This is a genomic window from Deinococcus sp. YIM 134068 (assembly GCF_036543075.1).
In the GTDB taxonomy this organism is placed as follows: domain Bacteria; phylum Deinococcota; class Deinococci; order Deinococcales; family Deinococcaceae; genus Deinococcus; species Deinococcus lichenicola.
In genome coordinates this window covers 126,507-139,377 of the sequence record NZ_JAZHPF010000007.1, presented here as the reverse complement: position 1 = coordinate 139,377, position 12,871 = coordinate 126,507, and the positions used below count along the sequence as shown (strand labels likewise).

7 protein-coding genes are annotated in these 12,871 nt (G+C 73.4%); 1 reads left to right on the top strand and 6 read right to left on the bottom strand.

Annotated elements, in window-relative coordinates:
- Positions 1-2: 2 nt before the first annotated feature.
- The 6 genes from V3W47_RS09450 to V3W47_RS09425 form a co-directional block, all read right to left on the bottom strand.
- Positions 3-1,424: an exopolysaccharide biosynthesis polyprenyl glycosylphosphotransferase gene (locus V3W47_RS09450; protein WP_331824961.1), complete on the bottom strand. Its 1,422-nt coding sequence runs from the start codon at positions 1,422-1,424 to the stop codon at positions 3-5.
- Positions 1,425-1,533: 109 nt separating this feature from the next.
- The gene (locus V3W47_RS09445; protein ID WP_331824960.1) at positions 1,534-2,703 is read right to left on the bottom strand and encodes a glycosyltransferase; all 1,170 of its coding nucleotides are present in this window, start codon (positions 2,701-2,703) and stop codon (positions 1,534-1,536) included.
- A complete protein-coding gene (locus V3W47_RS09440) occupies positions 2,700-5,657 on the bottom strand; it encodes an NPCBM/NEW2 domain-containing protein (RefSeq protein ID WP_331824959.1) in 2,958 nt (985 codons plus the stop codon). Before V3W47_RS09440 ends, V3W47_RS09445 begins: the two co-directional genes overlap by 4 nt.
- Positions 5,658-5,659: 2 nt before the next feature.
- Positions 5,660-6,880: a glycosyltransferase family 4 protein gene (locus V3W47_RS09435; protein ID WP_331824958.1), complete on the bottom strand. Its 1,221-nt coding sequence runs from the start codon at positions 6,878-6,880 to the stop codon at positions 5,660-5,662.
- The gene (locus V3W47_RS09430; RefSeq protein WP_331824957.1) at positions 6,877-8,070 is read right to left on the bottom strand and encodes a glycosyltransferase family 4 protein; all 1,194 of its coding nucleotides are present in this window, start codon (positions 8,068-8,070) and stop codon (positions 6,877-6,879) included. Before V3W47_RS09430 ends, V3W47_RS09435 begins: the two co-directional genes overlap by 4 nt.
- Positions 8,067-9,632, bottom strand: a complete 1,566-nt coding sequence (locus V3W47_RS09425) for an O-antigen ligase family protein (protein WP_331824956.1) — start codon at positions 9,630-9,632, stop codon at positions 8,067-8,069. The genes V3W47_RS09430 and V3W47_RS09425 overlap by 4 nt, the downstream gene beginning before the upstream one ends.
- A 310-nt stretch (positions 9,633-9,942) precedes the next feature.
- On the opposite strand from V3W47_RS09425, the gene V3W47_RS09420 reads away from it, so the two are divergent.
- Positions 9,943-12,807, top strand: coding sequence for an NPCBM/NEW2 domain-containing protein (locus V3W47_RS09420; RefSeq protein ID WP_331824955.1), 2,865 nt, complete (start codon positions 9,943-9,945; stop codon positions 12,805-12,807).
- The last annotated feature ends 64 nt before the right edge of the window (positions 12,808-12,871 follow it).

Below are 12,871 nucleotides of genomic sequence, written 5' to 3'. Positions count from 1 at the left end.
AGCTAGTACGCGCCCGAGCCGCGCAACACGACCTGCACGGTCCGCAGCAGGATCACGAGGTCGAGCCACGGGGACCAGTTGCGAACGTAGTAGGGGTCCCAGCGTTCCATCCCGGCGTTGCCGGAGGCCGAGCGGCCCGAGACCTGCCACAGCCCGGTCATGCCGGGGCACACCCGCTCGCGCAGGAGCTGGACGTGGCGGGGCAGCTCGTGGTGGTGGTAGGGCGGCAGCGGGCGCGGCCCCACGAGCGACATCTGGCCGAGCAGGACGTTCACGAGCTGGGGCAGTTCGTCGAGGCTGGTCTTGCGGAGCAGGGCACCCAGGCGGGTGACGCGGGGGTCCCGGCGCAGCTTGAAGGTCGTCTCCCACTCCTGACGCAGGGCGGGGTCGCGGGTCAGGGCGTCCTGCAAGACCGCCTCCGCGTCGGGGCGCATGGTGCGGAACTTCCAGGTGGTGAAGGGCTGGCCGTCCAGGCCGACCCGGCGCTGGAGGAACAGCGGGTGGGCGCGGCCCTCCAGCCAGATCGCCAGCGCGATCACGGCGCAGGCGGGCAGCCACAGCGGGGCGCTGAGCAGCACCCCGGCGAGGTCGAAGGCCCGCTTGCCCGCGCGCGAGACGGGCGAGAGCAGGTCGCGCGTGACCTCCAGCCCCAGCGCCCCGCCGAGGTCGCAGGCGGTCATCCACAGCGTCTCCGCGCCGGGCAGGTCGGGAACGATGAGCACCCGGCGGTAGGCCCGCAGCGGGCCGTCGAGCATCTCGGACAGCCGCTCGCGGCCCACGTCGGGCAGCGCGAGGACGGCCACGGGCGCGGACGGGGCCGCCGCCGACCCCAGCACCGGGACGCCGCGCACCCGCTCGCCGGGGGCCGCGCCGTCGTCCACGACCCCGACGGGGCGGTAGCCGTAGCCGGGGTGATCGAGCAGGGTGGCGACGAGTTGCGCGCCCGTGGCCCCACCGCCGTACACCACGGCGGGCACGCCCCACAGCCCCGCCCGGATCAGGATTCGCCGCACGAAGGGCCGCAGCCCCGCTGTGAACACCCACGCGGCCACGAAGGCCAGCGCGAGGACGGCGAGGTCGCGCGCCCCTATTCCGCCCCCCGCGAGCCACAGACCCGCCGCCGTGCTGGTGAAGACGATCAGGGACAGGGCCGCGAGGCGCTTGAGTTCGGCGGCGGCGCTCAGGCCCCAGCCGGGTGCCAGGCCCAGGACGTGGGCACCGAGGACCCAGACCACCGCCGCGCCCCCAGCCCAGCGCGGGAGGGCTTCCCCACCCACACTTGCCACGAGCGCGAGGGCCAGTCCGAGGCCGAGTACGTCGCCGAGCGACAGCGCGAGCGCGTTGACCAGCCCCCGCCCGCGCACGAGGGGCGCGGCGGCGGACGTGGACGGGGGGGAAGAAACGCTGTCGCGGTACACCTGCATGCGTGGACTCCTCTGTTGGGCGGCGGCGGCACTTCTCGGACTTCGGCCTGCCCGCCATGCTGCGTGCGCCCTCGTTACCCGAACGCAAAAGCGGTGCCCGGCGGGGGGTTCAGGTCCCCGCCCCCGCCGTTGTCCGGTCCGCCGCCGCCCGCCCCGCCGCCACCTCGCGCAACACCCCCTCCCACTGCGGCACCGTGACCTCGGGGGCGAAGTCACGCGCCCGGCGGGGGCCGTTCTCGCGCAGGCGGGCGGCCAGCGCGGAGTCCCCCAGCACCGTGCCGAGGGCGGAGGCCAGCGCCCCGGCGTCGTCGGTCGGAACGAGCAGACCGTGGCGGCCCCCCTCCAGAATCTCGGCGGGGCCGGAGGGACAGTCGGTGGAGACGACGGGCACCCCGCACGCGAGCGCCTCCACGACGACGTTCCCGAAGCCCTCCCAGCGTGAGGACAGGGCGAAGGCCGCCGCGTGGCGCATCAGCGGGTAGGGATTGGGGACGTGGCCGGGCAGGTGGACGCTCCCCGAGACACCCAGCTCGCGGATGAGGGACTCCAATTCGCCGCGCAACTCGCCCTCGCCGACAATCAGGAGGTCGTGGTCCACCCCACGCTCCCGCAGGAGGGCGTGGGCGCGAATGAGCGTGTCGAAGCCCTTCTGCGCGGTCAGCCGCCCCGCCCCGAGGACGGTGGGCCGCCGGGTCATGCCCTGTGCCCACTCGGGAAGCGGCCCGGCCTGCCACTCGCCGATGCGGGCGAGGTCCACCGGGTTGTAGACCACCCGGAACTGCTCGTCGCGCAGGCGCTGGAGGCGGGCGAGGGTGTCACGCGTTCCCCGCGACACGCACACCAGCCGGGGCAGCCGGGCGTAGACCACGCGCGAGAGGAGGCGGTGCCACGCGGGCTGCTCGGCGTAGGTGTGGTCGAGCGAGTTGCGGACCCAGCCGACGGCGGGCCTGCCCGTGAGCAGGCCCGCCAGCCCCGCGAAGTACGTGGGCATCAGCTCCACCGTGCCCACGATCACGTCGGCCCCGCGCGCCTGCCGCAGCAGGGTGGCGGGCACCCGTGTCAGCGCGTGGCGGATGCGCTGGCCCTCCCCCAGCACGACCGTCACGGGGACGCCCTCCGGCACCTCCGCGCGCAGGGCGTCCTCGCCGCCGCGCAGAATCCAGATGGACGGCTCGAACGCCTCCCGGTCGAGGCGGGAGATCAGGCCCAGCGAGACGCGCTCGGCCCCGCGCCCGTACAGCCCCTCGAACAGGAAGAGGACCCTCAGCCGCCGGGTCATCGGTCGCCCACCCAGGTCGTCGCGAAGACGCCCGACGGCAGCGAGCCGGTGGAGACGACGAGCTGTCCGTCGATCACCCCCGCGACGGGCGACTGCCGGGCGGCGGGCAGCGGCGTGAGGGCCGTCCAGCGGTTCGCGGCGGGGTCGTAGGCGTTCACGTCCGCGATCTCGGCGGAGTGGCCCGCCACCCCCGTCACGACGACGAGCTGGCCGCCCCACGCGACCGTCGAGGCGTTGATGTGGCCCACCTCGCGCGGCAGGCTCGCCCGCTCGGTCCAGGTGTTCGTGGCGGGGTCGTAGGCGTGGACCGCCGCCTGATTGCCGTGGTCCTCGTCCCCGAGGTGCTGACCGCCCAGGGCGTAAATCCTGCCGTTCAGCACCGCCCCGGCGAGGTGGTTGCGCGGGTTGGGCAGCGGGGCCAGGCTCTCCCAGGTCGTGTCCCCGCCGTCCAGGTTCAGGACCCAGTGGTCGGGCGAGTCGCGGCGGTAGATGTTCGTGTCCGACGGGTCGCGTTCGGTTCCGCCGAAGAAGTGCAGCCGCCGCCCCAGGCGCACGAGAGCACCCGCCCCCACCGCGCGCGGCAGCGGCGGCCCGGCGCTCCAGGTGCCCTGCGCCACGCTGTACTTCCACACGTTCGCGGTCTGTGGCCCCGGATGGCGGCCCACGAAGCCGCCCGCCATGTAGATGGTCCCCCCGTCCGCCGCCACGGCCCCGTGGGTGATCTGCTGGGGCATGTCCTGAACCGCCGCCCAGGAGTTCGTGGCGAGGGTGTACGCCTGCGCGCGGGCGGTGGTCTGGAGGTCCTTGTCGAAGCCCCCGAAGATGTAGAGCCGCCCGTTCACCGCCGCCCCCTGCGCCTCGGAGACGGCCACCCGCGCCCCCGCGCGCTCCTGCCAGCTCACCGGGGGCACGACCGGGACCACGTTGCCCACCACGAACACGTAGTCCTGATAGTCGCCGTTCACCGCCGGCTCGAAGGCCACCAGGTACTGCCCGGTGAGCGGCTGCCCGGCGCGGTCCCTCAGGGGGTAGATGCGCGTGGCGTGCCGGACCGGGCCGGTGTTCAGGCTGTCGCGCGTGAAGTTGGGCTGCGGCGCGTAGCTCGTGCGGCCCACGTACAGGCCGAAGGTCGCCGTGCCGGGGTCGAAGCCGCCCGCCCCGCCCGAGACGACCGACGGATTGAGCGTCTGTTCCTGGCCGCGCGCGATTACGGCGACCTCGTTGAGGGTGGGTGTGCCGCCCGTCTCCGTGAAATACCCGAAGGGGAGCAGGTCGTCGGGCGAGTAGCGGGCCACCGGGCGCAGGGTGACGGGGCCGCTGCCGAGCTTGCGGAACAGCGGGGCCGCCACCTCGTCGCCCAGGGGTTCGGTGCCCGTGCCCAGGATCAGGGCGCTGCCGCCCACGTTCACCGTGTACCCGAGCGTCTGGGTGATGGCCTGGAGGGGCGGTTCCTGGTCGCCCTGAAGCCCCCGCGCGCTCAGGCCGGAGAGGCCGGCGGTGAGGGTCGGCTCGTCGGCGTCGTCGGTCTCGACCCGCACCTCCGCCCGGAGTGATCCCAGGTCGTTCACGGGGGCGAAGCGCAACGGCACGGCCACGCTCCCCCCGGCCCCGAGCGTCAGGGGCAGGGCCGGGGCCTCCAGCCGGAAGCTGGCCGCGTCCTCGCCCGCGAGGGTCAGGCCCGTCACCCGCAGCGGCCCGGTGCCGCCGTTGCGGACGGTGAGGGTCCGGGGCGCGCTCACGGTGCCGCGCACGCCGCTGTAGACGAGTTCGGCGGGCGCTAGGCCCACGTCGCCCGCGCCGCCCTGTGGGGCGAGCGGCAGAATCTCGATGGCGCTGACCTTCGCGTTCTCCACCCGCCGCACGAAGGCGATGTTCAGCGCCCCGTCCGCGACCGTGACGGGCACGCTGCGGACGAGCGCGCGGCCCGCCCCACCCGCCTCCTCGAAGATGTCGAGGCCCTCCAGCTCGGCCCCGCCGCCCTCCAGGTTCACGTCGAAGACGCGTGCGCCCGCCGCCGTCTTGTTCAGCTCCGCGAAGTGCAGCCGGACCTGGTACGCGCCGTTCGGAACGGGCACGTCGAAGGCGAAGGCGACCTCCCCGGCCTCCACGCCGTTGGTCACGCCGCCCGTCCACTCGGTCTGGTAGAGCGCCGCGTTCGCGGGCGGCAGCGTCCCCGTCACCGCGTCCCCCTCCCCGTAGGCGAAGCCGCCCGTGACGTACCCCCCGCACGCCCCCACGGACGTGCAGCCCCGCCACTCGGTCCCGCCCACGGTCTGCGCCGGGCCGCCCGCGTTGATGCGGATGGCCCCCGGCGTCGCCGTACACCCCCCCAGGAGGGGAAGCGCCCAGTCGGCGTGGTCGTGGCTCAGGCCGTCGCCCCCGTTCGTGGCGACGAGCCGGAGTTCGGCCCTGTCCGACACGTCCACCTGAACGCTCCTCGTCGCACTCGCGCCCGTCATCACGCCGCTGTCGTAGAGCTTCTCGTCGTCCCCGTACACCTGAAAGACGACCGAGCCGCGAGGTCCCACCTCGTCGTCTACGCCCACGTCCGCCGTGAACGTCCGGCACTGCCCGTTCAGGTCGAACGTTAGGCTGGAGTTGGCATGGGTGCCGAGGCCCCGCGCGTAGGTCCTGCCCGCGAGCGTGAGGGTGCGCCCGTCGCCCGCGCCCTTCTCGCCGACGCTCGCATCGACCTCGACCGGACCCCAGCCGTTCGTGGCGGCGGCCCAGGGCTGGGCACTCAGGGGATTGTCGCCTGCCGCGAGGGTCAGGGCCGTGACGCCCGCGTCCGCCCCGCTGCTCCAACTGTAGTCTCCCCCGTCGTACACGAACTCCGTTCCGGCATTCGCTTCAGTTTCGGTGGAGGACTGGCGGCCACAGCCCAGCAGCCCGGCCCCCAGGGCCAGGAGCAGGGCGAGGCGGTGGGCGGTGGGCCGGGGTTGGGGGCGTCTCATGGTCAGGAACCTCCGCGCAGGGGTGAGGGGTGGCCGGGGTGGGGCTGGCCCGCGCGCTGCCGGATCGCCCGGCGGTACAGGTCGAGCAGGGCGCGGACATTGGCGGGGGCGGTGTAGTTCGCCTCGTAGGCCCGGCGGGCGTGACCGCGCATGGGGGCGAAGTCCTCCGGGTGGTCGAGCAGCCAGCGCACCTGCGCGGCGAGGTCCGCCGGGTCGCCGGGGCGGAAGTGACGCCCGGTGTGGCCGTGCTCCACGAGCGTGGCCGCCGAGCCGATGTGACCCGCCACTACGGGCAGCCCGGTGGCGAGGGCCTCGATCAGGGTCAGCCCGAAGGGTTCGGGCCACTCGGAGGGGAAGACGAGCAGCCGCGCGCCGCGCATCAACTCCAGAACGTCCGCATGGGGCCGCTGGCCGAGGAACTCCACGCCGGACCCCGAACGTGCCGCCGCCTCGACCTCCCCGGCGAGCGGGCCGTCCCCGACCACCCGCAGGGGCAGCCGCTCGCCCAGGCCCGACTCACGCCACGCGGTGAGCAGCGTCCGCACCCCCTTCTCCGGGGTGAGCCGCCCGGCGAACAGGGCGTAGCTGCCGTCCCCGCCCCCCACGCCGGGGTCCTCGGCGAGGAAATTGGATTTCACGACGAGTTTGTTCCCCGGCAGGCCGCCGCGCACGTACACGTCACGCATCTGGTCGGTCAGGGTGATGTACAGGTCCACCGCGCGGTCGTAGGTGCCCAGCAGGCGGTGGGTGGTCTGCATGGCGGCCACCACCCCCGAGGCGGCGCGGCTGCCTCGGTAGCAGGCGTGGCGCACGGCGGGCCAGGGGGGCGTCTTGCCCAGGCAGTCCCCGCAGGGGTGGCCGTCCCGGTAGAGTGTGGCCGCCGCGCACAGCAGGCGGTAGTTGTGAAGCGTCTGCACCACGGCGGCCCCGGCCCCCCGCACCGCCCGGTAGGCGGCAGGCGAGACGACCTGGAAGGTGTTGTGGAAATGCACCACGTCTATCCCATGTTCGCGCACGAGCGCCGACAACGCCCGCGCCGGGGCCGGGTTCCAGATCGTCGCCCGTGCCGTCCCTGCCGCCGAGTGCCCCCGCAGGTCGTCGTTGTGGACCGTGAACGTGTGGACGTTCACCCCCTGACGCGCCAGCTCGCGCGTCTCGGCGCGGAACACCTCGTCCTCGCCGCCCGGCTGGCGGTAGAAGTTGTGGACCACGAGGACGTTCACACGGCCACCGCCCGGCCCGGCGACGCGGGGACCTGCCGTTCCGCGTGCGCCCGGTAGATACGGAGGTAGGCGTCCGCCATGCGCGCGGGGCTGAACCTCTCCGCCGTGGGGGCGCTCAGGGGGCGGGCGCGCTCGCGGTGAGCCTGCGGGTCCTCCACCACCCGCGCAAGCAGTCGCGCGAAGGCCTCCACGTCCTCCGGCGGGGCCAGCAGCTCATGGCCGGGGGGCACGACCTCCCGCAGCCCATCGATGTCGGAGGCGATCAGCGGGGTGCCCGCGATGAGCGCCTCGACGCCGAGCAGCCCCAGCCCCTCGAAGCGCGAGGGCATCAGCACCACGTCGTAGTCGGCCAGCCGCGCGCCCAGCCCCGGCACGGGCGGCCCGAACGTGACCGGCCAGCGCAGGGAGGAGGTCCCCATCCGGCGTCGCAGGGAAGCCTCCAGCGTCCCGTGACCGAGCAGCGTGACGCTCGCCGGGGCGGACGTGAGGGCGGCGGCCCGCTCCAGGATAGCGGGGAGCAGGTCCACGCCCTTCTGGGCTTCCATCCGGGCGGCGAAGAGGACCCGCGCGGGTCCCGGCTCGCGGCGGGCGGGCGGGAGCGGGCGGGCGGCCACGCCGTTGTACACGACCACGCCCTGCTCGCCAGGCAGGCGACGCAGGCCCTGACTGTCCCGGAAGCGGTGCAGGCCCTCCAGGCTGGCGTGTGACACCGCCACGATGTCGGTGTCCTCCAGTCGGCGCTCGACCCAGCGCCCGACCCGGTGCCACTTCGGCCAGATCACCGTGTTGTGGATGGTCCGCACCACCCGCAGCCCCGGCCCGTCACGCCCGAAGAGGGTGCTCGCCGCGTAGGCCCCGTCGGGGATGTCGGTGTGCAGGTGCAGGACGTCGGGCCGCACGCGGCGCAGAACCTGCCGCAGCCGCAGTCCCCCGTGAATCATCCCGCCGCGCTTCATGTCGAGCGGCGTGCCGCAGTACACCGGGACGTTCAGCCGCCGCAGCCGCTCCTGCATGTCCCGGCCCACGGTGGTGTCGGCGATCCCCAGCGTGGCGAAAAAGGAAAACTCGCACTCCCCGGCGAGCCACTCGGTCAGGGCCAGCGCGACCTCCTCCGAGCCGCCGAGGTCGAGGTTAGCGACCATGTGCATCACGTGGGGCCGGGGAGGACGGCGGGTAGGGATGAACGTCATGCGGCACCTCGGGGGGGAAGGGGGGGTGAGACGATGGGAGGAGAACGCCGCTGCACCGCGAGCAGGGCGATCCCGAAGCCGAACAGACACCAGAACGGGATGCCGCCCGTCGGGCCTTCGAGGTACACGTCGAAGGAGGCGTTCGTCATGAAGGCGGCCCAGTACGCCAGCGTCCACAGGTTAAGCCGCGCCCACAGCTCCCGCCGGGCGGCCCGCGCGCGGAAGTAGGCCCGCAGCAGCCCGAGCGCGAAGGTAAGGTTCAGCAGCGTCCAGGCGACCAGCCCCGGCACCCCGGAACGCGCCAGGAGGGTGAGGTGGCCGTTGTGCGGGCTGCGTAGGCGGGCCTCGCCCGCCGCGTAGCCGAGCTGGTAGCCGTCGGCGTCGGCGAGGTTGATGCCGTAGCCCTTGCCCGTCCAGAAGTACGGCCCGGTGAAGGTGTAGCGCGCGATGTCGCCCCACCAGTTCAGCCGCCAACTGCGGGTCCCGTTGCGGTAGCTGTCGTCACTCTGGCCCGAGATGCTCTGGAGGTTCTGCACCAGGGCCTCGGCGGAGATGGTGTTGCGCCGCTCGCCCAGGGTGATGCCGCCCCCCAGCGTGAGCAGCCCGGCGAGCGCCAGCGTGGTCAGCGCGGCGGGCTTGCCCCAGCGGCTGCCGGGCCGCAGCAGCACGACGACGAGGACCGCGACCACGATGGACAGCAGCCCCGCCCGCACCCGGAAGACCGGAATCGCTGCCGCCGCGAGCCACAGCGCCCACCACACCCACTCGCGCCGCGCCCAGGCCGCGTGCGGGAGGAGCGCCGCCCGGCCCGACGCGAGCAACCGGGGCAGCCCCAGCAGCAGCAGCGCGGCGATGCCCGCGAGGTGAACGGCCACGTCCCCGCCCTTGAGTTCGCCCAGTGGGGCCGCCGCACCGGGGAAGCGGGGGAGGGCCGCCGCCGCCACCTCGCCCGCCACGATCACCACGGGCGCGCACCACAGGAAGACCGGCACGCACCGCGCGTAGGCCCGCGCCGCATCCAGCACTCCCCCGGCGCGCAGCAGCAGGGCCGCCACCGCCAACGCGAAGAGGCCGTAGCCCCACAGCACGGCGTCGCGCAGGGCGTCGAGGCCGTAGGTGCCCACGTGGGGCAGCGTCGTCACGAGGCCGACGAGCAACAGGCCCCCCAGGAGCCACGCCAGGGGCAGCCGCGCCAGGGTGCGCGGGCGGGTCATCAGCAGCGCCGCGCCGAGCACGAGGACCAGGGTGAGTTCGCCCACGTACAGCGGGGCCGCCCCCACGTAGGCGAAGCCGCGCCCCAGCAGCGCGTAGCCCAGCAGCACGCCGCCCAGTACGCCCAGCGCCAGCCGGGGCAGCTCGGCCCGCAGCGCCAGCGCCACACCCAGCGCGAACACGCCGAGCGCCGCGCCGACGGCGAGGAGGGGCCGCTCCACCGTCGTCACGCCCGCGAACAGGGCCAGGCCCGCCGCGCCCAGGGCGAACACCCAGGGGGCGGGCGTCCACGTCCACGGGGGCCGCTCCGGTGAGGCCGCAGGCAGTCGGGCCGCCAGGGGTCTTTGCACAGGTCTCGCTCCTCTCTGCGGTTTCTGCGGTTCAGGGGTGAGGCTCGGGGATGAACTTCATGAGACAACGGTACGCTGACGTTGGGGATGGGGGGAGGCGGCCTGCCCCACCGCCCACACGAGCACGGCCCCCGCCCTCTTCCCCGAGCGTAGGCACCGCGCGCTAACGAAAAATAAAAGGGAACCGCGACGGCACCCCCACCCACACCCCACGGCCACCTCCCGCCCCCCTTGCAACGAAACGTTGACGCCCGGCTCCCCATGCTGGGGCAGTTCAGATTTTCAGAGGCATCCACTTCGGGAGGAAGCTATGGCGAACAGGCAGGTGAGGCGGGCGGGCCGCCCCGTGTGGGCGGTGGGGCTGGTGGGCCTGGGGCTGGTGCTGGGGGCGTGTTCGCGGTCCGATTCGCCGGACGCGAACGACCCCTACGCGGGCGGGCAGAGTTATCCCTGGAGCGACCGCCTGGACACCCCGGCGGGCGACCCCTACGCGGGCGGGCGCAGCTACCCGTGGGTCGGTGCCCACGCCCCGGCCCCCGGTCTTCAAGCGGCGGACGTGAGCAACGAAAATTATCTGTCGGACCTCACGTGGACCTCGGCGCAGAACGCCTGGGGACCCATCGAGAAGGACCGCAGCAACGGCGATAAACTCGGCGGGGACGGGCGCACGCTGACGGTCGGCGGGCAGACCTTCGCCAAGGGACTGGGCGTTCATGCCAACTCCGAGGTGAGCTACGCCCTGGGGGGCATGTGTAACGTCTTCACCGCGCAGGTCGGGGTGGACGACGAGGTGGGCAGCGCGGGCAGCGTCGTCTTCCAGGTGTGGAGCGGCACGGCGACCAAGCTCTACGACAGCGGCCTCCTGCGCGGCACCGACGCGGCGCGGGCCGTCAGTGTGGACGTGACGGGGGTGCAGAACCTGCGGCTGGTCATCACAGACGGCGGCAACGGGATCAGCTCCGACCACGCCGACTGGGCCGAGGCGAAGGTGAGCTGTCCGGCGCGGCAGCCCAGCGGGGACAACTTCCTCTCCGACCTGCCGTGGACCCTGGCGCAGAACAACTGGGGACCCATCGAGAGGGACCTCAGCAACGGCGAGAAGGCGCTGGGCGACGGGCGGGCGCTGACGGTCGGCGGGCAGACCTTCACCAAGGGGCTGGGCGTCCACGCGGTCGCCACCGTGGCCTACGCGCTGGGGGCACGCTGCACGACCTTCACCGCGCAGGTCGGCCTCGACGACGAGGTGGGCGACCGGGGCAGCGTCGTCTTCCAGGTGTTCGGCGATGGGGTCAAGCTCTACGAGAGTCCGGTGCGGCGCGGCGTGGACCCGGCCCTGCCCGTGAGCGTGAATGTAAGCGGGGTGCAGGAGTTGCGGCTGGTGACGGACAGCGCGGGCGACGGGGCGAGCTACGACCACGCCGACTGGGCCGAGGCGCGGGTGAGCTGCGCGACGGACACCACCCCGCCCGCCGCGCCGGGAGGTCTCACCGCCGTCCCCGGTGCGGACGGCATCGCGCTGGACTGGGGCGACAATACGGAGGCCGACCTGGGCGGCTATCTGGTCTTCCGAGCGGCACTGCCCGACGGTCCCTTCACTGCCCTCACCCCGCAGCCGGTGGCGGCCTCGGCGTACAGCGACCCGGCACCCGAGGGCGTGCGGTCGTACTACCAGGTCGTCGCGGTGGACACGAGCGGCAACCGTTCGCTCCCCGCCACCGCGAGCGCCATCCGCACGGGCACGGGCACGGCCACCCTGGAGGTCGAGAACCTCGACGGCGGCCCCTGGCCCGACCGGCTCGTCTTCAGCCGCATCGGCAGCCTGACGGCCCCGCCGAGCAATGGCGTTCACAATCTCGTCACCGTGCGCCTGAAAAGCACCGGGACCTCGATGCTGCGGGTGAGTGCCCTGACAGTGGGCGGCCCGTGGGCGGTGGACCCCGCCGTGACCCTGCCGCTCGACATCCCCACCGGGGGGCACGCGGACGTGCGGCTGCGTTTCACCGCCGAGGCGACGAAGGGGCACTTCGGCACCCTGACGGTGGGCACGAACGACGCGGCCACGCCCAACCGGGTGGTGCAGCTCGCCGGGCTGTGGCAGAGCCTGTCCGAGCAGAATCAGGAACCCAACATCTTCCAGATCAGGGACGCCTTCGGGTACACCTTCGGCTTCCTGGGGGGCGAGACCACCTTCGACCAGCTCGGGCTGGTGCGGGCACAGGGCGACGAGGTGCTCGCGCCCTACTGGCAGCGCGCCGACGAGACCCAGCCCGTCACCGTTCGGCAGCTCGCGGCGTACCACACCCAGGGGCAGACGGCCACCCTCTCGTGGCATGACAAGCGCAACGCGACCGCCCTCCCGGTCCTGACCCACGCGGGCGTGGACGGCCAGAGCGTGCTGCCCCGCCTGAACGGCTCCCAGGCGCTCGCGGTGGCGGGCTTCACGCCCACGGTGCCCACCTTCGGCCTCAAGGTGGACGGCGAGTGGAGCGACCCCCGGCGCAACAGCCAGACCGCCGACCGCTCGGCGGGGTGCGCGCGGCCCTGCGGCCAGCACCTACGCTTCTACCGGGCCAAAGACCGCGCCGGGGCCGTGATGCCGAACACCTACTTCATGATCATGGACTATGCGGGCATCAACTACGATTACAACGACAACATCTACGTGATCGGCAACATCAAGCCCGCGCCCGTGCTCCTCAACGTGGGCGGCCCGACCTTCACCGACCCTGCTGGGAACGTGTGGCTCTCCGACCGGGACCAGAACGGCGACGCGCCCTACCTCCCCGCGTCCGCCGTGAACGAGGGCAACCACGCCTCCGGCATCGAGATCGCGGGCACCGACAACGACCTGCTCTACCGCACCTACCGGGGCAACGTGGGCACCGTCACCCCGCGCCAGATCGTGTACAACGTGCCCATCGACAACGGCACCTACCTCGTGCGGCTGCACTTCGCCGACCTCGCGCACACCACGGCGGGGCGGCGGGTCTTCGACGTGACGGCGGAGGGCACCCTGCGGTTGGACGACCTCGACATCGTGGCCCGCAGCGGCGGCGGGCGCACGGCCCTGGCGGTGGACCTCCCCGGCGTGACCGTCAGCGACGGCAAACTCACGCTGGACCTCGCCGCCTCCGTGGACTACCCGGCGCTGTCGGGCGTCGAGATCGTGCGCTGAGGGGACGGGGAGGGGGAAGGCGGATCGGCCTTCTCCCCCTCCCCGTGGTGCCCCTCTAACGGTT

What these genes read in the sequence shown, in the direction of transcription:
- V3W47_RS09450 (WP_331824961.1), bottom strand. Translation starts at nt 1,424, where the DNA reads ATGCAGGTGTACCGCGACAGCGTTTCTTCCCCCCCGTCCACGTCCGCC.
- V3W47_RS09445 (WP_331824960.1), bottom strand. Translation starts at nt 2,703, where the DNA reads ATGACCCGGCGGCTGAGGGTCCTCTTCCTGTTCGAGGGGCTGTACGGG.
- V3W47_RS09440 (WP_331824959.1), bottom strand. Translation starts at nt 5,657, where the DNA reads ATGAGACGCCCCCAACCCCGGCCCACCGCCCACCGCCTCGCCCTGCTC.
- V3W47_RS09430 (WP_331824957.1), bottom strand. Translation starts at nt 8,070, where the DNA reads ATGACGTTCATCCCTACCCGCCGTCCTCCCCGGCCCCACGTGATGCAC.
- V3W47_RS09420 (WP_331824955.1), top strand. Translation starts at nt 9,943, where the DNA reads ATGGCGAACAGGCAGGTGAGGCGGGCGGGCCGCCCCGTGTGGGCGGTG.